Origin of the sequence: Prevotella sp. khp7 (assembly GCF_900109055.1) — a bacterium.
Lineage (GTDB): Bacteria > Bacteroidota > Bacteroidia > Bacteroidales > Bacteroidaceae > Prevotella.
On the sequence record NZ_FOIV01000003.1, the window covers coordinates 72330 to 96537 of the forward strand.

20 protein-coding genes and 2 tRNA genes are annotated in these 24208 nt (G+C 48.1%); 4 read left to right on the forward strand and 18 right to left on the reverse strand.

The window, feature by feature from the left end:
• Positions 1-38 precede the first annotated feature (38 nt).
• Positions 39-1052 (forward strand): aspartate-semialdehyde dehydrogenase, encoded by a 1014-nt coding sequence (locus BMX82_RS07215; protein ID WP_036910187.1) that lies wholly within the window; start codon positions 39-41, stop codon positions 1050-1052.
• Positions 1042-1527 (forward strand): lipocalin-like domain-containing protein, encoded by a 486-nt coding sequence (locus tag BMX82_RS07220; RefSeq protein WP_036910188.1) that lies wholly within the window; start codon positions 1042-1044, stop codon positions 1525-1527. Before BMX82_RS07215 ends, BMX82_RS07220 begins: the two co-directional genes overlap by 11 nt.
• Here the strand turns inward: BMX82_RS07220 and BMX82_RS07225 are convergent.
• Positions 1497-2288: a DUF4249 domain-containing protein gene (locus tag BMX82_RS07225; RefSeq protein ID WP_036910189.1), complete on the reverse strand. Its 792-nt coding sequence runs from the start codon at positions 2286-2288 to the stop codon at positions 1497-1499. The genes BMX82_RS07220 and BMX82_RS07225 overlap by 31 nt on opposite strands.
• Positions 2289-2292: 4 nt before the next feature.
• A complete protein-coding gene (locus BMX82_RS07230; protein WP_091767421.1) occupies positions 2293-4350 on the reverse strand; it encodes a TonB-dependent receptor plug domain-containing protein in 2058 nt (685 codons plus the stop codon).
• 148 nt (positions 4351-4498) lie between these two features.
• Between BMX82_RS07230 and BMX82_RS07235 the strand changes: the two genes are divergently transcribed.
• Positions 4499-4969 (forward strand): hypothetical protein, encoded by a 471-nt coding sequence (locus BMX82_RS07235; protein ID WP_036910191.1) that lies wholly within the window; start codon positions 4499-4501, stop codon positions 4967-4969.
• A gap of 443 nt (positions 4970-5412) precedes the next feature.
• On the opposite strand, the gene BMX82_RS07240 is transcribed toward BMX82_RS07235, so the two are convergent.
• The 8 genes from BMX82_RS07240 to BMX82_RS07275 form a co-directional block, all read right to left on the reverse strand.
• Entirely contained in the window at positions 5413-6264 is an 852-nt protein-coding gene (locus BMX82_RS07240) for a phosphatidate cytidylyltransferase (RefSeq protein WP_036910192.1), read from the reverse strand.
• A 2-nt stretch (positions 6265-6266) separates the two neighbouring features.
• Positions 6267-8312 carry an ATP-dependent zinc metalloprotease FtsH gene (gene ftsH, locus BMX82_RS07245; RefSeq protein ID WP_091767424.1) on the reverse strand — a complete coding sequence of 682 codons (2046 nt, stop codon included), beginning with the start codon at positions 8310-8312 and terminating at the stop codon, positions 6267-6269.
• A gap of 13 nt (positions 8313-8325) precedes the next feature.
• The gene (gene rsfS / locus BMX82_RS07250) at positions 8326-8676 is read right to left on the reverse strand and encodes a ribosome silencing factor (protein WP_036910194.1); all 351 of its coding nucleotides are present in this window, start codon (positions 8674-8676) and stop codon (positions 8326-8328) included.
• Between the two features lie 129 nt (positions 8677-8805).
• Positions 8806-8876 (reverse strand) — tRNA-Gln (locus BMX82_RS07255).
• A gap of 126 nt (positions 8877-9002) precedes the next feature.
• Positions 9003-10811, reverse strand: a complete 1809-nt coding sequence (locus tag BMX82_RS07260) for a DUF349 domain-containing protein (protein WP_036910441.1) — start codon at positions 10809-10811, stop codon at positions 9003-9005.
• 183 nt (positions 10812-10994) lie between these two features.
• Positions 10995-11921, reverse strand: a complete 927-nt coding sequence (locus BMX82_RS07265; RefSeq protein WP_036910195.1) for a magnesium transporter CorA family protein — start codon at positions 11919-11921, stop codon at positions 10995-10997.
• Between the two features lie 198 nt (positions 11922-12119).
• The gene (locus BMX82_RS07270) at positions 12120-13577 is read right to left on the reverse strand and encodes an aminoacyl-histidine dipeptidase (RefSeq protein WP_091767427.1); all 1458 of its coding nucleotides are present in this window, start codon (positions 13575-13577) and stop codon (positions 12120-12122) included.
• A gap of 2 nt (positions 13578-13579) precedes the next feature.
• Complete coding sequence (locus tag BMX82_RS07275) at positions 13580-14575, reverse strand: lysylphosphatidylglycerol synthase transmembrane domain-containing protein (RefSeq protein ID WP_410524407.1); 996 nt, start codon at positions 14573-14575, stop codon at positions 13580-13582.
• 444 nt (positions 14576-15019) lie between these two features.
• Here BMX82_RS07275 and rsmA point away from each other — a divergent pair, with 444 nt between their 5' ends.
• Positions 15020-15826 (forward strand): 16S rRNA (adenine(1518)-N(6)/adenine(1519)-N(6))-dimethyltransferase RsmA, encoded by an 807-nt coding sequence (rsmA, locus tag BMX82_RS07280; protein WP_091767433.1) that lies wholly within the window; start codon positions 15020-15022, stop codon positions 15824-15826.
• 412 nt (positions 15827-16238) lie between these two features.
• Here the strand turns inward: rsmA and BMX82_RS07285 are convergent, their stop codons facing one another.
• The 8 genes from BMX82_RS07285 to BMX82_RS07320 form a co-directional block, all read right to left on the reverse strand.
• On the reverse strand, positions 16239-16991 hold the full coding sequence (locus BMX82_RS07285; protein ID WP_091767437.1) for a peptidylprolyl isomerase: 753 nt from the start codon (positions 16989-16991) through the stop codon (positions 16239-16241).
• The gene (locus tag BMX82_RS07290) at positions 16988-18385 is read right to left on the reverse strand and encodes an MATE family efflux transporter (protein ID WP_036910199.1); all 1398 of its coding nucleotides are present in this window, start codon (positions 18383-18385) and stop codon (positions 16988-16990) included. Before BMX82_RS07290 ends, BMX82_RS07285 begins: the two co-directional genes overlap by 4 nt.
• Before the next feature lie 15 nt (positions 18386-18400).
• Positions 18401-20278, reverse strand: coding sequence for a hypothetical protein (locus tag BMX82_RS07295; protein WP_177172045.1), 1878 nt, complete (start codon positions 20276-20278; stop codon positions 18401-18403).
• A 46-nt stretch (positions 20279-20324) separates the two neighbouring features.
• Complete coding sequence (locus BMX82_RS07300) at positions 20325-20642, reverse strand: DUF3467 domain-containing protein (protein ID WP_091767443.1); 318 nt, start codon at positions 20640-20642, stop codon at positions 20325-20327.
• A 253-nt stretch (positions 20643-20895) separates the two neighbouring features.
• Positions 20896-21978, reverse strand: coding sequence for a nucleotidyltransferase domain-containing protein (locus BMX82_RS07305; protein ID WP_091767446.1), 1083 nt, complete (start codon positions 21976-21978; stop codon positions 20896-20898).
• Between the two features lie 326 nt (positions 21979-22304).
• A tRNA-Lys gene (locus BMX82_RS07310) sits at positions 22305-22377 on the reverse strand.
• Between the two features lie 99 nt (positions 22378-22476).
• On the reverse strand, positions 22477-23577 hold the full coding sequence (locus BMX82_RS07315; protein ID WP_091767449.1) for an AI-2E family transporter: 1101 nt from the start codon (positions 23575-23577) through the stop codon (positions 22477-22479).
• The gene (locus BMX82_RS07320; protein WP_036910203.1) at positions 23552-24154 is read right to left on the reverse strand and encodes a thymidine kinase; all 603 of its coding nucleotides are present in this window, start codon (positions 24152-24154) and stop codon (positions 23552-23554) included. Before BMX82_RS07320 ends, BMX82_RS07315 begins: the two co-directional genes overlap by 26 nt.
• Positions 24155-24208: the final 54 nt, after the last annotated feature.

Sequence of the window (24208 nt, forward strand, 5' to 3'; positions counted from 1 at the left end):
TGCAGCCAAAATGTAAATCATTAAAAGAATAAGGCAAGATGAAAGTAGCAATTGTTGGTGCAAGCGGTGCGGTAGGACAAGAGTTCCTTCGCATTCTCGCTGAGCGTAATTTTCCGATGGATGAACTGGTGTTGTTTGGCTCTGAGCGTAGCGCAGGTAAGAAATACACCTTCAAGGGTAAGGAGATTGAGGTGAAGTTACTTCAGCATAACGATGACTTCAAGGATGTTGATATCGCCTTTACCAGTGCTGGTGCTGGTACGTCGAAGGAGTTTGCAGAGACCATCACCAAGTATGGTGCTGTGATGATTGACAACTCAAGTGCATTCCGTATGGAGGATGATGTTCCCTTGGTAGTGCCTGAGTGCAATGCTGAGGATGCACTGAATCGCCCCCGTGGCATCATTGCCAATCCTAACTGTACCACAATCATGATGGTTGTAGTTCTCCAGCCGCTGGAAAAGATCTCTCATATCAAGCGCATCCATGTTGCTTCTTATCAGAGTGCTTCGGGTGCTGGTGCGGCAGCCATGGCTGAGTTGCAGCAGCAGTATAAGGAGATGGTTGAAGAGGGCGAGGTGAAGACCGTCAAGAAGTTTGCCCATCAGTTGGCCTATAACGTTATTCCTCAGATTGACGTGTTCCAGCCCAATGGCTATACGAAGGAGGAAATGAAGATGTACAACGAGACTCGTAAAATCATGCATACCGATGCCAAGTGCTCGGCTATGTGTGTGCGTGTGTCGTCACTGCGCTCACATTCTGAGAGTGTATGGATTGAGACCGAGAAGCCCATCAGCGTCGAGGAGGCTCAGAAAGCAATTGCCGCTGCGCCTGGTTGTACTCTGAAGGATGATCCTACGACGTTGACATATCCCATGCCGCTCGAGACTGCTGGCAAGGATGATGTATATGTAGGTCGTATTCGTAAGGATATCAGTGATGAAAACGGACTTACCTTCTGGCTCTCTGGCGACCAGATTCGTAAGGGTGCAGCCCTGAATGCCGTACAGATTGCTGAATATCTTGTAAAAGTAGGTAATGTTAAGTAAACAACTTATAAACAAGGTAGCCTGTTTGGCTACCTTGTTTTTTCTTCTTGGCTGCGGCACAGGTGATGATGATGGTCGTCGTTTGGGCGATTTCATTGTTGGTACTTGGCAAAGGGGCTGGGGTGAAGGCGATGTGGTCATCGAAGGAAACACAGACCTGGAACCGGAAAACCTTGCCTATGACAAGTTTATGTTTCGTGCTGATGGTTCCTATAATGGTATGATGCGGAAGGGGACGTTCTCTTCGTGGAACCAGTTTGGCCATCTTGTTTATGAAGGTACTTATCAGTGCGACAATAACAATCTGAAACTGGAATATCTCGATGAGAACGGGACAGAACAGAAAGTCCTGGCCCAAGTCGTCACGTTTACGGATGATACTATATGGTTACGCTATGAGAATGGGGAGTATCACGTGACGGTGACCTTTGTCATTCGCAAAGGTTATTCCTCATCTTCCACCTCGTCTTTGTGATAAACTCTTTCGAAGGAAAACTCGCTATGGGCTGAGAAATAGCCTAAGCATCCCCCTGCAAAATTGTTAATAGGGTTAGTGCCCGTCTCGTCCATCTGCTCCATGGAGTATAGATAGTCGTATGCCCGTTGGTCGATGGCACGTACCACGATGTGCAGGACCTCTCCCTCGTGGAGCACGTCCTCGTCATTGCTGCCTTCTTGGAATAAACCGAACAACTGTTGCAGTTCCTTGTTGGGATTGGTGTCATCTTTCAAAACCGACCAGCGATAACCTGTCTTATTACGGTAGATGTGTACGAAATACCAGTTGGCCTCGTTGGGAATATCTTGTAGGCGGATGTCGCCGAGGATGTAGTTCTCTGAAAGGATCTTCTTTCTGACAATACGGAAGCTGTTCATCACTGGCAGTCGTTGCATGGTTGATGAGGAGGTGAAGTGCTCGCCGCCTACACGTACATCTATATGATAAGTGATGCCAGGTTTGCCCGTGAGCGCTGAGGTGTAGTAACCGTTTTTGCTAAAGGGTATGCTCTCGTTGGTCCCGTCGTCGCCTGTAATGACTACTGTGGCGTCGTTGATGTTGCTCACGGTAGAGTTGTCATCCATGGCATTGGTTTGGCTGATGCGTACCGTGGTACCTGTATTGGTGACCGATGCCTCAACCACATAGCGCTTCTCTGCCTTGTGATAGTCAATGTCAATGTCCTTTTCGCAGGAGGTCAGACATAGGAGCATAAGAACATATTTCAGCCACTTCATATTTTCAGAATTTGATGTTAAATGATACACTTGGTACAATGCCGAAGAGCGAATATTGCACAGCTCTTGTACGGGCCCCGTTCTCGCTGTCCTCGAAGTTGATGAGATACGGATTGTAGTGGTTATAGAGATTGTAGATGCTGAAAGCCCACTCTTTTGTGTGACGTCTGTAGTGCTTGCTCCACACGGCACTCACGTCGAGGTGGTGATAGTCGGGGGCGCGATAGCCGTTACGCTCGGTGTAGTAGTAAATCCAGTTGTCCTCTATCTGGTATTTTCCGCTGGGCGCCGTGAATGCCTGTCCGCTGTTGAATACCCATGAGGCGCTCATCGACCATCGTTTGTTAAGTCGATACAAGGCCACGATGTTTATGTCGTGACGGCGGTCGTTGCTGGCGTCATACCATTTCCCGTTGTTCACTCCGTCAATCTGCGTCTTCGACCATGCGAGGGTGTAGCTGGCCCAGCCCGTCAGCCGACCACTGTTCTTGCGGGCACTCAGCTCGAAGCCGTAGCTCTTGCCCTGGCCAGGCAGCACCAGGCGTTCAATCTCTATCTCACTGCCAAACGACTTGCCGTCACGATAGTCGAGCACGTTGTCGATGTGGCGGTAGTAAGTCTCTAAAGAGAAGTCGTACATCTGCGAGGGCGTCATCATATAGAAACCCGCGCTCACCTGGTCGGCCACCTCGGGCTTCACGATGTTACTGCTCATGGTGTAGCGGTCGAAGGGGGTAGAGGTGCTCTGGTTCCTGATGGCGTGCAGGTTCTGCGATGTGCGTGCGTAGCCCAGTTTTACGCTTGTCAGCTCCGACGTCTTCAGGTTCATGCTCAGGCGAGGCTCCAGCGTGAGGTGGGTCTTCACGATTTCGTTCTTATCATAGTTGTAATACCAGTCGATGGTGCCATCGGGAGCGATGTCATAGTAGAGTGAGCCGCCCAGTGGAGAGAAAGCGTTGAGGCGTAAGCCTGCTGATATGTTTACCTTGGAGCCTATGGGGAAGGTCATGTTCACCCAGGCGGCATTCTCCCAGGCTCTGCGCTGCTCCTTCTCGTGGAGTGTCACTTGCTGCCACTCTGCCGACTTCACGTTCATCAATACTGACTGCAGTCCGGCGTCTATCACGTTCTTACCCAGAGCCAGATGGAAGTCCTGACGGAAGCCCGTCTGACGGATATGCCCTGAGAACCAGATATTCATGTCGAGGATGTCTATACCGTTGTCAGTACCATAGCCGCTATAATATAAGGTGGATTGAGCGTGTGAGTCGTCAGTGAAGTGGTGCAGCCACTTCAGACTGGCCGACAGGTTGCTCCATCGGATGTCGGCCATATCGTTGATAGCTGTGCGGTCGCGGCCTGTGAAGAAATTCAGGAAGAGCTGGTTGCGGCGGTTGATGGTCCAGTCGGCCTTGGCATTCACGTCGTAGAAGTAGAGCGTGTTGTTACGGAAGTTGTCCGTCAACTTCAGAAACATGTCCATATACGACCTTCGGGCTGTGACGAGCAACGAGGCCTTGTCTTTTACGATGGGGCCCTCGATGGTGGCTTTAGCTGCCAACAGCCCGATGCTCAATCCTCCATGGTACTCTTGCTTATGGCCTGTGCGGCTCGTTACGTCGAGCACAGCCGACGAGGCATCGCCATACTGAGCGGGCAGCATGCCTTTATATAAGGTGGCGGCAGCCAAGGCATCGTCGTTGAAGGCAGAGAAGAGTCCGCCCAAATGGCCCACGTTGTATACAGGCGCCAAGTCCAGGAGTATCAGATTCTGAGCGGCCGTTCCGCCTCTCACCTGGAATCCGCTGGAGGCGTCGCTCTCTGCCTTTACACCAGGCAGCAGCTGGATGCTGCGCATAATGTCGCGATTGCCAAAAAGCTGAGGCGAGGCAGTGAGCTCCTTCAGCTTTAGCTGTTCGGCTCCTGTCTGTACCTGTCCGATACGCAGACTGGCAGAGTTAGAGGTTACCACCACCTCATCCAGACGCTCCGTTCGGATGGTGTCGCTCTCTGCCACAGGTATGGCCAACAGGGTCGCAAGCAGGGTGTTAAGTGCAAACATGGTTGCAAAGGTACGATATTTTTCCAATACAAGGATGCTGTGTCGTTGAGATTTTTGATAAAAAAACAAAAAACTCTGTATCTCTGTGTCTTAGTGTTTCATATTTTACTTATCTTTGCACCCAACATCATCTATAAAACAATAACGTATGAAGAAGATTCTTGTAGCCGTCATGGCGTTAGTGGCGCTTTGCGCTTGTAACAGTGGAGAGAAGAAAGACCTGTCTTATCGCGGCCTGTCGATGGGACTGCCTTTTCAGACATTTATCGACTCACTCGCGGCTCGTGGCTTTGCCATCGACTCTGCCAAGACCGATTCTGCCTTCCAGATGGTGGTGATGGGAAGCGATGCTGTGCGCTATCGCCTGGTGATTGCCCAGAAGGACGGACAGGTGGCTGCTCTGCAGGAGAACTGGAATCTCCACTCCAACGACAGCACGCGCAAGTTGTGGCAGCAGATGCGCGACGAGTTTGAAAAGGAGCTTGGCGCATGGCCTAACATGCCGAAGCATGGCGACGACCATAAGGTGGCTAAGTTTGAAGGCGAAGGCGGATTCATCACACTTACCCTCGAGAATACCTACAGACCCACCCTCGCCGTTCGCTACGACAGGAAATAATATCTAATATTTCTTGACAAACAGCCTCTCAAAACTCGCGAATTAGTCAGCAGCCGGTCTGTTGACTGCAAATACGCGAGTTTTGAGGCGTTTTTGTAAGCTATTGAGAACGTGACTGTTACGAAAACGGATAGTCTTTCGCCCTCGTAAAGACGTCATCTATCGGAACAAAACAACTTGTTTTGTACTCGAAGAGTCTATCTTTTCCATCTTTGGAAGCTATCTCCACAAAGGAAAAACAACTTGTTTTACCTGAAAAAACCTTGGGTTTGCCGTAAGGAAACCCTAAGTTTGTCGTAATATAACCCGTAGTTTCCTTACGACAAACCCGTTTTCGGTCGGTATGAACCTAAAAAGCGCCTACCGCTGCTCTAGATTGAGCAAACCTGCAGGCGCTTTTTTATGCATGTTTTCTTTACAATTCGGTCAGGGTCTGTTGCCGCCTAGAATACAATCAGCGTGTAGAGATAGACGGTGGCGGCGGGGATGGCTAGAAGCGAGGAGTCGAAACGGTCGAGCATACCGCCATGGCCTGGAAGGATGTTGCCGCTGTCCTTGATGCCGAGAGTGCGCTTGAAAAGGCTCTCTATCAGGTCGCCCCATGTGCCGAAGACGACAACCGTGAGACCGAGTCCCGCCCATTGGAAGGCTGAGAGCTGGAACTGATTGACGCCGTACTGTTCCGTGAGATGGCCTACAAGCAGGGCAATAGCCATCACGATGATGCCTCCGCCAATGCTGCCTTCCCATGACTTGCCTGGGGAGACACGGGGGAAGAGCTTATGACGCCCAAGGAGCGAACCGCAGAGGTAGGCTCCCGTGTCGTTGAGCCAAAGGAACACGAACACCGATAGGGGTAGAATGGGGTCGTAGGTTACGTAGCCCTGTGGCGTTAAGTGGAAAGCGAGGACGTTGAGCAACGAGAAGGGCAGGGCGATGTAGAGCTGGCTCATCATCGTGTAGGCCCAGTCGTGGATGGGGTCCTCGTGCTTCAGGTAGAGCTCGGCCACCAGCAGATAGATGAGCGTAACCAGATAGGGGATGAACACGGCTGAGGGGGTCAGGTCGCTGCTGTAGCCTGCTACGGCGAGGAAGAAGTATACACCTGCCACGGTAGAGATCATGCGGTTGGTGGTAATGGCCTCGCGCTGGTTCACCAAGCCGGTGAACTCCCAGATGGTGAGACCTGTAATCAAGGCAAACAGCAACACCATCGCCTCGGGGTGAAGGAAGCTGGCCACGATGACAGCCACAAACAGAATACCTGTCAAGGCTCTTACAAAAAAGTTGTTCATTGTCACTCCTCTACTTTATTTGTTTCTTCTTTGTTCTCAAGTTCTTTGGCTTCTGCCTCGAGTTCCTTGGCACGCTCTTCGGCCATGCGCTCTGCGTCAGCTTTCATCTGAGCCTCAAGAAGCTCGTCGGCACGACTGACCCAGGGGCGCTTGCCGAATATCTTTTCTACATCCTCGGCAAAGATCACCTCACGGTCAATCAGTAACTGAGCCAGCTGGGCGTGGCCCTCTTTGTGATCTGTCAGTATCTTCTTAGCGCGTTCATACTGCTCGTTGATCATTTTCAGCACCTCGTCGTCCATCACTTTCGCGGTGGTCTCTGAATATGGCTTCTGGAACTGATATTCTGCGTTGTTATAATAACATACATTGGGCAGCTTGTCGCTCATACCTGCATAGGCAACCATGCCATAAGCCTGCTTGGTGGTGCGCTCTAAGTCGTTCATGGCGCCTGTAGAGATATGACCTACGAACAACTCCTCGGCAGCACGACCTCCCAAGAGAGAACACATCTCGTCGAGCATGGCCTCCTTCGTCTGGAGCACACGCTCTTCGGGCAGATACCAGGCAGCACCAAGGGCCTGGCCACGTGGCACGATAGACACTTTGACCAATGGATTGGCAAACTCGGTGAACCAAGAGATCGTGGCATGGCCTGCCTCATGGATGGCGATAGAACGCTTTTCGGACTGTGTCATCACCTTGGTCTTCTTTTCCAATCCACCGATGATACGGTCTACGGCATCGAGGAAGTCCTGTTTGCTTACTGTCGGACTATTGTGTCGGGCGGCAATCAAGGCAGCCTCATTACATACGTTGGCAATATCGGCACCAGAGAAACCAGGTGTCTGGCGAGCCAGGAAGTCGATATCGACGCTGTCGTCGGTCTTAACGGGCTTGAGATGAACCTGAAAGACCTCTTTACGTTCATTCAAGTCGGGCAGGTCGACGTGTATCTGACGGTCGAAACGTCCTGCACGCAACAGGGCGGAGTCAAGCATGTCGGCACGGTTGGTGGCTGCAAGGATAATGATACCGCTGTTAGTTCCAAAGCCATCCATCTCGGTGAGCAGGGCGTTCAGCGTGTTCTCGCGCTCATCATTACCACCCATAGCAGGGTTCTTTGAACGGGCACGCCCCACGGCATCAATCTCATCGATGAAGATGATACATGGACTTTTCTGCTTGGCCTGCTGGAACAGGTCGCGCACACGGCTGGCACCAACACCCACAAACATCTCAACGAAGTCGGAACCACTCATCGAGAAGAATGGTACTCCAGCCTCACCAGCTACTGCCTTTGCAAGCAGTGTTTTACCTGTTCCTGGAGGACCTACCAACAGAGCTCCCTTGGGTATCTTACCTCCCAGATCTGTATATTTCTGTGGGTTCTTCAGGAAGTCTACAATCTCCTGAATCTCCTGCTTAGCACCGGCCTGACCCGCAACGTCCTTAAATGTGATACCCAGGTCGCCTCCCTTCTCATACATCTTGGCTTTTGACTTGCCGACGCTGAAGACACCGCCTCCACCGCCGATACCGCCGCCGCCCATGCGGCGGAAGAAGAACATCCACAGGCCAATAAGTACCAGAAAGGGTAACAGATTATAGAAAATAGTGGTAAAGAACTCGTTCTCCCGTTTATTCTCAAACGAGTAGCTTCCAGTAAAGGTCTTATCTTCCTTTGATTTCTCGATAAAGCCCTCAACCTGGTCAATAGAACCGAATTCTACCTCTACATAGGGGTCGGTACCAGTCTGCTGACTGCCCTGATGGAAAACGTCACGGATGTGTTCTGGTTTGACGTACATCTTGAGGATGCTCTGCGACTTGTTGACAATAATCTTCGAAGCATACCCCCGAGAGACCATTGACTTAAATTCACTATATGTGGCTGTCTTGCTTACACTGCTGTTGGTGGCCCCCCCACTTGAGAAGTAGAGCAGTCCGAGGGCAAGGATGGCGATGAGGTAGATCCAACTCATGTTGAACCGGGGCATATTCATCTTCGGCCCATTGCCACTATTATTCAGTTTCTTATTATCCATAAGTTATTAATGTTTAATCCAAATCGGGTATTTGTGTTAAAGGGGCATCCTCCCAAAGATGCTCGAGGTCGTAATACTCACGAACATCAGGCAGGAAAATATGTACCAGCACGTCGCTATAGTCCATAGCCACCCACTGGGCATTCTCCTGACCAACGACATGGACGGGCTTCTCATGCAGACGCTCACGAGCCATGTCGCTGACAGACTCGGTAATGGCATCAACCTGTGCAGGTGAGTTGCCTGTACAGATGATGAAATATTGGCAGATAGTGCCCTCAATTTTCGTCAGGTCGGCTATGACGATGTTACTACCTTTTTTTTCTTGAATTGCTTCTGTAATTGTTCGTACTAATTCCTTCATTAATATATAAATAGGTGAATAATGGTGCAAAGGTACAGTAAATCGGGTGAAATGCAAAATAAATTAGAGTTTATTTTGATTTGGGAAAAAAATAAAGAGGCCTCCTTCTTGGAAACCTCTTATTCTCTGTTGGGGTACCCGGACTCGAACCAGGAAAGGCAGGACCAGAATCTGCAGTGTTACCATTACACCATACCCCAATGGAAGGTTGCAATTTTGAATTGCGGGTGCAAAGGTACTGCTTTTTCTTGAATTACCAAAACTTTTTGGAGGAAAATTTATAAAAAAGATAAAAATCCCGCCAATTGGCGGGATTTCCTTATCTGTTATTCCTTGTTTTCGGCGTCGATAGCCTTGATTTTCTCACGAACCAGGTTCATGTCGTCTTTTAGTTTCTGAACCTTACGATTCATTTCGTCGATAAGACTGTTGCCCTTCTTTGAACTGGCATTCAGGAAACCAAGATTATTCTCGTAGGTCTGAACCTCCTGCTTGATTGCCTCGTATTGGCGGAACAGGCGGGCACGCTCATTGTCAAGTGCATTCTCTCCGCGTTCTGCTACCTGTTTAAGGCTTTGCTTGAAGTTGTTCAGACGGCGCTTGGCCACACTGATGTTCAAGTCCTTATAAAGTTTATCAAGCACGGCGTGATACTCTTCATAGATCTTATCCTTCTCTTTGAAAGGTACATGACCGATGGCATTGTATTCCTCAACGAGTTGCTGAACCTTGTCCTGAACATTCTCACCGGCCTCTTCTGCCACTGCCTTGAGTTTCTCGATGACATCACGTTTCTTGTCCAGGTTTGCATGCTCCTCACTGCGCTGTCCGGCACCTGCGGCATTACGGGCTTCAAAGAATTTGTTGCATGCTCCCAGGAACTCTTCCCATAGTTGGTCACCCAGCTTCTTAGGTACCATGCCGATGGTCTTCCATTCCTTTTGTAAGGCAATCATCTTGTCGCCTGTGGATTTCCAATCTGTTGAATCCTGAAGAGCCTTCGCTTTCTCAATAAGGGCACGCTTCTTGTCGGCGTTCTCTTTAAAGGTGTCTTTGAGTCCTTTGAAATATTCTGCCTTGCGCCCAAAGAAGTCGTCACAGGCTGCACGGAAACGCTCGAAAATCTTCACGTTCATCTTCTGAGGGGCAAAACCGATGGTTTTCCATTCTGTCTGGATATCGATAATCTGTTTGGTATGCTTCTCCCAGTCACCGCTTCCCTTATTCTCTTCAGCTGCAATGGCCTCAACCTTCTCGCAGAGCACAGTCTTACGTGCCAGATTGTCTTCTTCCTTGGCACGAATACCCTCGAAGTGCTGTTGATGGCGCTTGTTAATGACTGTTGACGCGGCCTTGAAGCGATTCCATATCTCTTCACGGAGTTCCTTGGCAACAGGACCGATCTCGCGATATTCCTGATGGAGCTTCTGGAGCTGATGGAAAGCACTGATGATGTCCTCTTCGTTAGCGAGATTCTCAGCAGCTTCGCAAAGACGCTCCTTCTGTTCCTTGTTCTTCTTGAAGTCATACTCACGAGCTTCGCTATTCAGACGGAGCATATCGTAGAACTGCTCAACATAGAGTTGGTAGTTGCGCCACAATTCATTGGCCTTCTCTGCTGGTACGTTTTTAATCTCGCGCCATTGCTGTTGCAGAGCCTTAAACTCCTGGTAGTTCTTGTTCGCATCCTCAGGGGTGGTGACCATTGCCTTAATCTTCTCAATGATGTCGAGCTTTTTGGTGAGGTTTTCTTGTTTTTCTGCCTCCTGCTCTTTGAAGAGTTTGGCACGGCGCTCCTTGATGATACCCATCTCCGCCTTGAATTTCTCTTCTTCCTCGTCGGGGGTGATCTGATACTTCTCAGGGTCTCCGCCTGCATCAAGGTAAGCCTTCAGCTGAGCTTCGCGCTCTGCAACATGGAGTTTATAGAACGCAGTCTTCAGGTTTTCCACTTCCTCCTTCTGAGGGGTTTCCTCGCCATGGGCAATATCCTGCACACGGCGCAGAACCTCAGCTTTGGTCTCATAGACCTTGCGGGGCTGTGCTTCAGCTTCATTTGTGACTTCAGGAGCTTCAGCTTCCTGGATAACTTCTTGTTTTACCTCCTGCTCGAGGATGTTGTCTTGAGAGTCCATCATTTAACTATTTTAGTTTATGATTTGAGAATAGTATGGTGCATTGCACCACTGCATTTGGGGTCAAAATTACATAAAATAATTAAAAAAGTAAAAAAGTAAGAAGGTAAAGCGGCTCCAATTTAAATTATTTAACATATTTCGCTGCTGTTTTACCTTTTTACCCTTTTACCTTTTTACTTTTTATACCAATCGTTTATGACGGAAAACCCACCATGCTATTCCTGAGATAGCGACAGAAACAACGATGGCAAAAATAAATCCCCATGGTTTGGCCTCCATGCCGTTGACAAGATTCATACCAAACATCGAGGTGACGAGTGTCGGAATCATCATTAGAATTGTAACAGAGGTGAGCGTACGCATCACTGTGTTCATATTATTGTTGATGATACTCTGATAGGTGTCCATTGTCGACTCAAGGATGTTGGAATAGATGCTGGTTGTCTCGCGAGCCTGTGTCATCTCAATGTTGACGTCTTCAATCAGGTCGGCGTCAAGTTCGTCGATCTGTAGTTTGAACTTCAGTTTCTGCAGAAGGTTCTCATTACCTCGGATAGAAGTCTGGAAGTATGTAAGTGAGTCTTGCAGTCGGCTCAGACCAATCAGACTCTCATTATTCACTTCTTTGTCGAGATTACGCTTGGCCTTGTCTACCAGCATAGATATCTGCTTCAGACGTTTCAGATACCAAACGGCACTGCTGAGGAACAGGCGGAATATCATGTCGACATGGTCGGTAAAGCCCACGTTGCGTCTCTGCTGGAACGATACAAAATCAATCATCATGTTGGTCTCATAGAAACAAACGGTGATGGTGACGTCGCGCTTATGAATAATACCGAGAGGCACTGTGGTGTATGGTGTTCTTGAGCGTATTTCCTTGACATAAGGAATACGTAAGATAATGAGCATCCAACCATCGTCGTACTCATAACGGGCACGCTCGTCGGTATCGCTGATATCCGACATGAAATAGTCAGGGATGTTGAACTTTTCTTCGAGTTCATGCTGGTCTTCTTCGGTGGGGCATGTCACCTGTATCCAGCAATTGGGCTGCCACTCTGGGAGCTGGGTCAGTCCGCCTTGGGTGTTCCAGAAAGTCTTCATTTTGCTAATCCTTTTTTCGTTTATGAAATGGTTTTAGCGGCAAAGGGATTAGCAGCCTTGCTCGCCATCCCCCGCCATTACGAATTGTAATTGTCCGCCGGGTAATCGTCCATAATTTTATTAATATTTTAATTATCGGGTGCAAAGATAATTAAAAATCGCGGACTTGCCAAGCAAATCCGCGATTTTTTGTTTTTTTTATTTCTCAGGAATATCTTCAAGGGTTTTCTTGAGAAGTTGCCAGAATGGAGCCACTGTCTCGATAAGGGCGCGCTCTGTTGTTGTGTGAGGCGACTTCATGGTTGGTCCAAGGCTTACCACATCGAGATGGGGGTACTTGCCAAGAATAATAGAACACTCCAGGCCTGCATGGTCTACCTGAATGATACCATCTTTATCAAATAAGTCTTTATACTCCTTGAGCAGCAGATGCAGAATCTCTGAGTCGGGGTTTGGATCCCAACCGCCATAGCTGCCTGCGGTCTCAACTTTCATACCAGCCATATTGAAGCAACTCTCGAGGGTTTTGACAATATAGTCTTTCATATCCTCACGGCTACTACGGGCCAGAATCTTCAGGGAAGCCTTGCCATCGCCAATATTGATGATAGCCAGGTTGCTGGATGTCTCTACTACGTCGGGATAGCTTGGTATCATGCGAACCACGCCGTCGTGACATGCGTAGATGGCATCAATCAAATTGTCTTGAATCTCTACGGGGACCTCTCTTTTTGGAGTCTCCACATCTTCGCATATAACCTCGATGCCGCTCTCAATGCCCTTAAACTCGTCTTGGAAGTCCTCAAGCCAATCGGCTGCCAGTTCTTTCAAGGCTGTAACGTTTTCTTTAGGAAGTGTCAGCACCGCTTCGGCCTTGAAAGGAATAGCGTTGCGCATGTTGCCGCCCTGCCATCCTGCCAGACGGGCCTCACATTCCTCAATGGCTTCACGAACCAGCCGAACGAGCAACTTGTTGGCATTACCACGTCCCTCGTGAATCTCAAGTCCGGAGTGTCCGCCACGAAGTCCTTTAATGGTGACCTTGACTGCTGCATCGTCAGCATCGGTCTCTACTTCTTTATAGTCAAGTGTGGCAGTAATGTCAATGCCGCCAGCAGAACCAATGACGAACTTACCCCATGTCTCAGAGTCGAGATTCATCAGAATATCGCCATTCAGTTCGCCTTCTGGCAGTGCGTTGGCACCAAACATCCCCGTCTCTTCGTCGGCTGTAATCAGTGCTTCGATGGGGCCGTGCTTCAAGGTCTTGTCTTCCATCACAGCCATGATAGCTGCAACACCCAAGCCATTGTCGGCTCCAAGAGTGGTCCCTTTTGCTTTCACCCACTCGCCGTCAATCCATGGCTGGATGGGATCGGTCTCGAAATTATGGGTCGACTCTGGCGTCTTCTGGGGTACCATATCCATATGGGCCTGCAGAATGACCCCCTTCTTGTTTTCCATGCCAGGAGAAGCGGGTTTGCGCATCACAATATTGTCGGCAGAATCTTTGAAAACCTCGACGCCTGCCTTCTTACCGAAATCGAGCAGGAACTGCTGTATTTTCTCCAAATGTCCACTAGGGCGTGGTACCTGGGTCAGTGCATAAAAGTTTTTCCAGATGCACGCTGGGTTCAGATTTTTAATTTCACTCATAGTTATATCGTTTTAGAGTTTATACGCTTTGTAAAAGAGAGTGCTGCCCAAGCCCATACGCCAAGTGCTACGACAAGTAGAGTCTGAACAGTATGTACAATCAGTACGAAATAGAGGGCATGCTCGTCAATCACGCCATAGAGAATAAGCATCGTTTTTACAGCGAAATGCCAAGGGCCTGCGCCATTAGGCGTAGGTACGATAACTGCGATAGAGCCTACGACGAATGTCACCATTGCACATCCTAGTCCAAGATGTTCTGTAAAGTCGAAACAGAAGAACGTGAGATAGTAGTGCAGGAAATAGCTTACCCAGATACCAAGGGTGAAGAAAATGAAGAGGGGCTGGTTCTTGACTCCCTTCAATGAAATGATACCCTGCCAGATGCTCCCGATAGTGGCTTTCACCTTACTATATATATTGAGGCTCTGGAAAAGCACATGTACTAGAATAAGGATGGCAATCACACAGACTGCGGTCACAAGATAACCTGTGGCTGAGAACTTGTTGAAGATGGTATCAAGACTTGTGCCGGTCTTGTCGAAGAACGTACCGAAGACGCTCAGTTCGAATAACAGGGTGAGGCCCGTAATGCCACCTACGACTAGAGCGTCGATGGCTCGCTCTGTAACAACTGTGCCTAATGCCTTGGAAAATGATACGCCATCATAGCGTTTTAGAACGCCACAACGTGTGAACTCACCGATGCGGGGAATCATGAGGCTGACAGCATAAGACAGAAAGACGGCATACAGACTTGTAGATGTGCGCGGATGCTCATCTATAGGTTCCAGCGTCTGTTTCCATCGCCAGCCACGGAACATCTGTGCAAGAATACCGAAGGGAAATGACAATAGCATCCATGTCCAGTTCATCTCATTGGTCAGTACATGACTGATACGTCCGAAGTCTTCCCCCCGATACATCCAATACAAAATCGCTCCACCTAACAGAATAGGAAAGATGATTTTTGCAGCGTTGGTCATGATATTTTTCATTTCCATGGGGACAAAGGTACTACAAATCGATTGAAATACCAAATTTTATTTGGATATTTCTGAGATGCAATATACTTTCGAGCGAAGCTCAAGGTACTGAAATAAATTGATACGGGTCAATGAATCGACTGTTTTTTACCCTTTTATGTGTTTTTTCTTGTCTGTGTACGCAAACAGAAGTACCTTTGCAGCATCAAAAAGAACACAGGATAACCTAATTGAAAGATTAGAATAAGAATATGGTAGTATTATTTATGATAACATTTATCGTTGCAGTATGTGCTGCTGAGGCAATGAAAGCTGATAACGGCATGGATCTGAAAACGAAGTAGAAACTGAAAAATGAGAGAAGAAAGCATAGAAGAAGCAGGCAGGATGTGAATCTTGCCTGTTTTTTCCTGTTTTTGTTTTGCATTTCACGTAAAAAATACTATCTTTGCACTCATGAAACAAGTTAGACCCAAGAAGAATCTCGGTCAGCACTTTCTGACCGATCTGAATATCGCCAAGCAGATAGCCGATACGGTAGATGCATGTCCTGAAATCCCTGTTTTGGAGGTGGGGCCGGGTATGGGAGTGATGACCCAGTATCTTGTAGAAAAACCAAGACCCTTTAAGGTCGTAGAAATAGACCGTGAGTCGGTGGCATATTTACAGGAACACTTTCCACGCCTACATAATAATATAATAGGTGGCGATTTCCTGCGTATGGATCTTCAGGAAATCTTCGATGGTCAGCAGTTTGTGTTGACGGGTAATTATCCCTATGACATTTCTTCGCAGATATTTTTTAAGATGCTTGATAATAAGGATCTGATACCTTGTTGCACGGGTATGATACAACGCGAGGTGGCCCTGCGCATGGCTTCACAGCCTGGCAATAAGCAGTATGGTATATTGTCTGTATTGATTCAGGCTTGGTATCATGTAGAATATCTCTTTACTGTTGAACCAGGAGTGTTCAATCCGCCTCCTAAGGTGCAGAGTGCGGTGATTCGCATGACGCGTAACGATGTGACCGATCTTGGCTGTGATGAACAGCTCTTCCGTCGTGTTGTTAAAACGGTGTTTAACCAGCGCCGTAAGATGTTGCGCGTGTCGCTGCGTCAAATCTTCAATGGTGATCATCCTGCGTCTCAAGCCTTCTTAGAGGATTCAATGATGACGCGCCGACCCGAACAGTTGTCTATTGCTGAGTTTGTGGAATTGACAAACAAGGTTGAAAAAGAACTGTTTACGAACACAAAATAGGTGTGTTCGCACACAATTGGTTGATTTATATCAAAAGAAAGCCACTTTTTTGAGGAAAGTGGGGCATAATCCATTGCGGATTACAAAAATCGTCGTACCTTTGCATCGTCAAAAGGAAACAATTGACAATCTTCAATAGAAGTGATGATAATACAGAGGTATTAGTTTAAGGTAAATATAGATTGATTTAGGTTTTAGTTAGAGTTAATAGTTAGTTAGAATTTTGGTTTTAGGTTTATTAAATTTGATTTGAGATAGGTATTTTCTAAGGTGTTAGAAAGATTTGTTAGTAAGGATAACAGACGCAGTGGTGACACTCCGTTTCTTCTCAAGAAAAAAGGTTTTTAGTTATTCATAGATTGTTGGCGCCGCCCTCGAGTCGTTGATGACCCTTGAGCGGCTTTTTTTGTGTCTATTTCTTTCTGAGGGGTTTCCCCACAACTTTCTTCGTCACAGTTTTTTTCTCGATTTTGGATTTGGGTAGGTCTTTTGTAACTGTACCCTTTAGAATACGGATATCCTCTATGGGACGGTCATTCTTATCGGTCTCAACTTGTTGGATCTTCTCTACAACATCCATGCCCTCAATAACTTCGCCGAAAACGGTATATTGGCCGTCAAGATGAGGTGTGCCGCCTATTGTTTTATAAGTATCAATCATCTCGGGTGTGAGTTTCACTTTCCCCTGAGTGGTTGAGTCCAGTTTCTCCTGTAATTTGTCAATCCGTTTATCATCAAAGATTTTTCCCCATACGATATAGAATTGACAGGCCGAACTCCGACGTTCTGGATTTACATTGTCGCCTTCTCTGGCCATAGCCACCACACCACGACGGTGGAAAATCTGTGGCAGACGGAATTCCGCTTCTGTGGTATAGTCAAAATCGCCAGTGCCAAGTAGCTCACCGGGTTTTGCGTGTTTACTGTTTGTGTCGCCACTCTGAATCATAAAGTCCTTGATGACGCGGTGGAAAAGTAGGGAGTCATAAATTCCCAGTTTCGTTATTTTCAGGAAGTTGTCACGCGTTAGAGGAGTCTCGTCATAGAGCGCGATACGGATATTACCAGCGGTGGTCTCGAAAAGGACCTCTGTATTTTTTGTTTGAGCTGTTACAACAGATAGAGAACACTGAATAGTGATTAGTAATAGGATAAATTTCTTCATCTTTCTTCTTCTTTTTTTAGTTTTAACTTCTCGGCCCAACCGCCTTTAAAAAGCCTTGCCAGGAAAATACTACCACGGAAAGTCAGTTCGATGGCCATAGCTGTCCAAACGCCTTTCAGACCATACTTCGGGGCAAGTGTAGCTGCAAGTGTGAGTCGAACCGCCCACATGGATGAAAGGCTCATGATAGCTGGGATGATCGTGTCTCCAGCCCCAATAAACACACCATTAGCTACGATAGCTGCAGCAAACATCGGTTCTGCCCATGCTTCAATCCTTAATACCTCTGTACCCAGACTGATCACCTCTTCAACAGGCGACATGATACCCATCAGTTCTGGAGCGAATATCCACATCAAGACACCCATCACCGTCATCACCGTAATACCCAGTCCTACGGACAGATAGGCGAATGAACGAGTGAGAATTCTCTGACCTGCGCCGATACCTTGTCCTACAAGGGTTGTTGCCGCCTCGGCGATACCGTAGCCGGGCATGTAGCAGAGGCTCTCTACTGTGATGGCTAGCGAATGGGCCGCAATGGATATCGTTCCCAATGGAGCTACAATTAAGGTACTTACTATCTGGGCAGACCCCATTAGTAGATGCTGTAATCCCATTGGAGCACCAATCTTAAAGGCCGTTTTGATGGTCTCTTCTCTGGGCTTAAATGACCCTGGATGCCCAACTAATGCGAGCATTTTCGACTTTACCAGCAGGAAGTACATCATCAGGCAGGCTGTGACAAACATTGCCATGCCTGTTCCTATCGCAGCACCTACAACTCCCATGTTGAGCACATAAATAAACAGGTAGTTGAAGATGACATCCATCACACACATACCGATGTTCAGCATTGAGGGTATTTTCATGTTGCCCGAGCATTTCAGCATCGAGCCTGCCAGACCTTCCATCTGGAAGAAGATGCCACAGACACCGAAGATGGCGAAATAGAGCGACGCATCACGGGCTATCTCCTCTGTTCCACCCAGCCAATATGGCAGATAAGGCGCAATGACAAGAGAGGTTGTGGAGATAATCAGAGCCCAAAGGAAACAGCACACCAACGACTGACGGAGCACTTTGCGTGCGGCTTCAAAATCGTTGGCGCCAATGAAATGGGCTACTTGTACGGAGAATCCCAACGAGGCTGCGTGGGCTAGTCCCCCCAAAAGCCAGCCAGTCGATTCCACTAGTCCGATGGCTGCAGAAGCTTTGGCACCCAGGTGTCCCACCATCGAGGCGTCGATGAAAAACATCACTGTCGCAGAAATCTGCGCCAGAATAGAGGGAATACTCAGGCTGACGATGAGCCAGAGCTTCTCCCTCTGTGTCATCGTACGACCCTCGCGGATATAGGATAGCAGCAGTTCGCTATTCTTTACTTTCTTCATTCTTTAGTTTATATCTTACTCATAGCTGAACGCCATATAAGAATGAGGTTTCAGCGAAACGGCAAACTTAGTGGCTCTCTTTTTGTTCCAGCCCACCCAGTAGTCCTCTTGTTTGCCTTGGATGGAAGTGCCGTCTTCGAGATTCGCCAGACGTTTGAACCGCTCTGGTTCGCACGCCAGCTTGATGTCTATGGGGTCATCGTTGAAGTTCTCAACAATCAACGTGTGATTGTCGTATAGGAAAAGACTTACCTTGGCAGGCCCCTCAAGATAGAAATCCAAGTCCTGACTCATTGTGCGACGGATCTCTGTCAGCGCTGGAGCTGGGTAGTCGTAGAGGTTTCCCATGTCGTCAGGGATTGTGAGCACGTAGAGATAGCCGTCGGTATATTTGGCTTTGTGAAGAATGGGGAAGCCTGAGACACCGCCTGTCAATGGACGTCCGGCGCTGACCACCTCCCAACTGTCATTCGTCTGATATCGCACTTGTGGAATCAGAATGTCGCGCGAGCTTTTGCCATATCTGCCAAAGTCGCTGACGAGCGCTTTCAGGTCAGAACAGCGCAGTTCGCACACTTCCGCGATCTTCTCTGGGATAGCCTTCAACAGCCCGCTGGTGATAATGACGTCTCTGCCGCTTGTCAGCTGCCCTTTTATCTTTTCCATGATGTCTGGGTCGCCCGCAGCCTGCTCTGTCAGCAGAATGATCTTCTGATCGTTGGCAAAAGCCGGATACATGTCCATAGGCAGACCAATCATCCCCAGATAGTTCTGCAGGAAGTCCTCGCCCAATGCATGGAAGGGCTTATATGACTTGATGCCTATGGGATTGCCCAGTTTTCCCACCAGATTGTCGGCCTTGCGCAGGGTGATGTCGGCAATACGGGCCATCGTGGTGGGAGTTATCGTTTTGTTGCCTTTCTTGAAGGGGGCTCTCATCTCGTCGTAGTCCCAGCTGGTGTCTGTACCCTGCCATGAGGCACGGAAACTGTCGTTCAGGGGGACGTCGAGCAACTGATTGTAGGCAAAGAGCATCACGTCGCGCGCCTTAGCAATAGCCGTAAGATGGAGTTGCTCTGCATAACGGTCCATGCTCATCTGAATGCCGCCAGCGTCAACCCATCCTCCTCCGTTGTACCCTGGACGTAGGTTCTCGAAATAACGTATAATGTTGTAGCTCAGATAGTTCTGAAGGTGCTGGGCGCTTGCAGGGTCGCGCGTCTCAGTACCCGTCCAGATGCCGTCAAAGAGTCTTGGTCCGTCTTCAAGATTGAAGCCGAGTCCTTGAAAATGGTCGTACCAGTTAGGATACTTGATGATGACCTTCACCTTAGGATTCACAGCCTTGGCGGGCCCGAGGACCAGGTTTCTGGCTGCATTGTTCATTAGCTGCAGACGATACTCCGTCCAGGTCTTCTTACCTTTCGCAGCCACTTCAACAGGACTCTTGCAACTGGTGAAGAAGAAGTCGTCGAGCAGAAACTCATCGAAATGGCGGGCTGTTGTCTCTGCTATCTTCTGCACCATCTTGCGATGCTCAGGATCCGAGTAGCAGAAAGTCTCGAAGTCATTACTCTCGTTAATGGTATAAGTGATGCCACCAGCCACCTCTATTCCCTGTTTCAGGAAGAACTGCTTGGCTTTCTCTATGGTCGCATCGTCGACAAGCAACAGGTCGCGATGTGTCTCCAAGAATATCTTGTCTACATCCAACTGGTTGGAGATGGTGGCCCATGAGGTTTCGAGCCACTGGGTATCTTTCATTTTCTGTACCTCGTTGGCACGTACGTAGACTGAGACCTTGAAATGGTTGTGTTTGGCTGATGTGGATAATGTTGCCAGCAGGCATATTGCCATGCAGAGCGTATTCCTGAGTAATGAATGCTTTGTCATATCAATGTTTATTTTGGTTGGTAACTAATCAGATACTGTGTCGATTCTACGCTTCGCCTTTAGGCAGGTCGAAGGGAGCAATAGGACTGGGATCCTGACTGGGGATTCGGATGGCGCCGAACTCTTTCTCGTAGCGCATGATATTCTCCTGAAGTGCGGCCAGCAAGCGCTTTGCGTGCTCAGGAGCCAGTATCACACGGCTCTTCACTTGAGCCTTAGGCAGGCCGGGCAGCACACGTGCAAAGTCTACGATGAAATCGCTACTCGAGTGCGTGATGATGGCGAAATTAGCATACTCTCCCTGCGCCACTTCCTGTGGCAACTCTAATTGCAGACCCTGCTGCTCATTATTCTTTTCGTTCATATCGTTTTTATATTATTCAGATTGCAAATTTACAAAAGATTTCCCAAATATCATGCTGGCTTAGCTGAAAATATACATTATTTAATATATATGACGACTGTTACCTGTAAAGTAGCTTACGATGACTTTACTCCGAGTAAAAGCAAACTTTACTCCGAGTAAAATGGCAGTTTACTCCGAGTAAACCTATAGAATGGGCGAAGAGGTCTTTGTCAGCAGGTTCGACATACCCTAATCCCACTTACAACTTCCATCATTTATTTATGACGTCTTTTAATGACAGCGTCCGATACTTGATAAGTAGTAGTGGTGTTCTCACAAGAATCTTCAGGAAACTGATTTCCAACCAGAATATCTCCCAGAAGTTGAATCTTACTAGTTTCAGATGCCATAACCTGGTTGCTATCGTACGAGAGAACAGACCTTTTTTCTTCCTTTTGTCATACCTGCCGAAGTTTCCCCCCGTCATAATCCCGCGCAACAGGCACTTTCCGAATTTATTGTCTGGAGGACAGAGCATCAGGCTTTCGTCAAGATTCAGCACCTCATCCAACACCCACATCAGGGCGCCAGCGATATTCCATAGTCCAAAGCGCTTCAGCAATGACGCTACTTGCATACGATCGTCCTCTGTCGCATTCTTCAGCAGGCAATAGTAGTCGCAGACTTGCCGCAGTCCGATGCCGCTTGCAAGAAAATGATGCTGTATATGGGCCAGCTGCATCACAAGTGCGAAACTGATTGTCGGCACATTAAACCCGATGTCGACATACGTTGTCTGATTGATTTCCTGCTCCAGCCACTTTTGCAGTCTGCGATTTGTAATAGGATTGAAATTTCCAGACGACGGTCGGAAGTGCACGTCAACCTTGATAGAACCTTCGGTCTTTATGTGAGCATGATGATAGTGAATCATATCATCTGATAGAATCTGCATGTCTTTGAGTAAGGCTACCACGCTGTCACGCCCTCCTTCTACCCAGATGTCAATGTCGCCAGGCTGCCTAGAAAACGGATTCGTGTACAGCCGTGCGTTCGCCTGTCCTTTCAGTATCGCCGACTTGCGTCCTTGTTCAGCGAACAACTTCGTCAATCTTGCTGCCTCCTCATTCAACAGTTTATTCAATCCACGTATTATTTCCGTCTCAGCTGCCCACTTCATTGCCATATCTGTCGGCATATCGGCCCTGTTCTGGAAGCATACGCCAAGCAACGACTGCTTTGCGGCAGCCTTGTACACCCACCGCCACTCATCGTCTGTCAGCACCTCTTCAAAGGTGTTGCCCGTCATCGCAGTCCTCAGCAGCGCATATAGTTTCTTTTCGTATTTTCCCATTGTAGCGGTAGATATATATATTGGACGCTCTCACAAATAATAATACTCAAGGTCAGCCGCCACTGTGGAAGCTAATCATCGGGACCTCCCATGTAATGATAGCTAGTTTGTTTTAGTAATAGCAGGTTCTCTCTCATCGGGATCACCCGCATTGCAGGCTTCTCATAAGCATCTTGTTTAGCGTTTTTTGTTTTCATAATGGTAAGCTCGAGTTTATGATTTAAATATGCCTGCAAAGATACGAAGATATCTGTTAAAGAGTATGCCTTCCCTTATTAAATAACGTTAATAAATAAAAAGAGAGGTCGTCAAAACCTCTCTTTTTGTGATCCGTTTGGGGCTCGAACCCAAGACCCCAACATTAAAAGTGTTGTGCTCTACCAACTGAGCTAACGGATCAACCTTGATTTTTGCAATCTTTCGAAAGCGGCTGCAAAGGTATGCATATTTTTCGAATCTGCCAAATTTATTGGGAGAATTTTTGCTTTTTTTGCCAATTTAGTCGGGCGGAGTGCCTTGTTCCACCTCTTCTGCCTCGCCTTCCTTCGTTACGTAACGTTGATAATATGCAATAAGCAGTGTGGTGAGCGGCAAGGCGATAATCAGGCCGATAAAGCCGAGCAACGCACCCCAGACAGAGAGCGAAAGCAGCAGGATGGCGGGGTTCAGCCCCATAGCCTTACCCATTATCTTCGGTGTCACTATCATGTCACAAATCAGCTGTACTACGATAAATACCAATAGGGCCATCGCTAGGATAATCCAGAAATTCTGTCCCGTGTCGGCCGATTTCAGTAACGCCAGCAATACCGTGGGTATCAGGGCGAAAGTATGCAGATAGGGCACGAGGTCCATAATACCGATCATGATGCCGAGGCCGATAGCCATCGGAAAGTCGATGATGGTGAAACCAATACAGAAAAGTATACCCATGATAAGGGCGACAAGTCCCTGCCCACGCACGTAGTTGTTCAGCTCACGCTCTACGTCGAGCATCAGTTCCTGCCAGAACGGACGTGCCTTCTTGGGGAAGATGCGTATCCAGTTGTTTGTCAGATACTCGTAGTCGAGCAGAATGAAGAACATATATAATAAGGTGATGAACGAAGCCACGACGCTCACAATGACACTGTAGGTCTGCCCGAGAACATTGAAGATACCTGGCATAATCTGCTTGATGCTATCGGTAAAGGTGTCGCTGCGGAAGAATTTCTCTATCTCTCCCTGATTGTCGACCCACCATTGGCTGATGGCAGCTGGTATCGAGGTGATATGTGCGGACTTGTGGATATAGTCGCTTACCAACTGTCCCAGTTTCTCGAACTGTTCAATCATTGGAGGGATAATCAGATAGATGATGCCACTCACAACGGCTATTACGACGATAAGCGTCACGATGATGCTCAATGCACGAGGCAGACGCATGTGGCGCTCCACGAATTTCACAATAGGGTAGAGCAGATAGGCGAAGAACCATGCGATAGCAAATGGTAACAGCACGCTGCTCAGATAGTTGATAAGCAGCAGGATGGCCACAACGAGCAGACCTCCTCCTACCCAACGTACCAGACGGTCAAGAGTGATTGTCTTTTCTTTCATTTTCTTCTTTTATGGCTTTTTGGTAACATTCACGGCACAGAGGCTCGTACTCGGTAGTCTCGCCAAGCAGTACTCGTTGCTCTGAGTCAACCTTGCGATGACTTACATAGGCCAGATTGCCACAACGTACACAGATGGCATGCACCTTTGTCACATCGTCGGCAATGGCGCAGAGAGCAGGCATTGGGCCGAACGGAACGCCTTTGAAGTCCATGTCGAGTCCTGCCACGATAACGCGTACTCCGCGGTTGGCCAACTCATTACACACTTCTACAATGCCCATATCGAAAAATTGGGCCTCGTCGATACCTACCACGTCAATGTCGCTTGTGAGCAGCAATATACTTGCCGACGAGTCGATGGGCGTAGAGAGTATGTGGTTCTGGTCGTGGCTCACCACGTCTTCCTCGGAGTATCTCACGTCGATGGCGGGTTTGAATATCTCCACTTTCTGCTTGGCAAACTGCGCACGCCGTAACCTACGGATCAGTTCTTCCGTCTTGCCCGAGAACATCGAGCCGCACACCACTTCAATTCTTCCAGGACGGTGAGCCTCTCCTGTTAAGTTGTCTGTCATAATGGTGCAAAGGTACGAATAAGCGCATAAAATACCAAATTAATTTGAGTATTT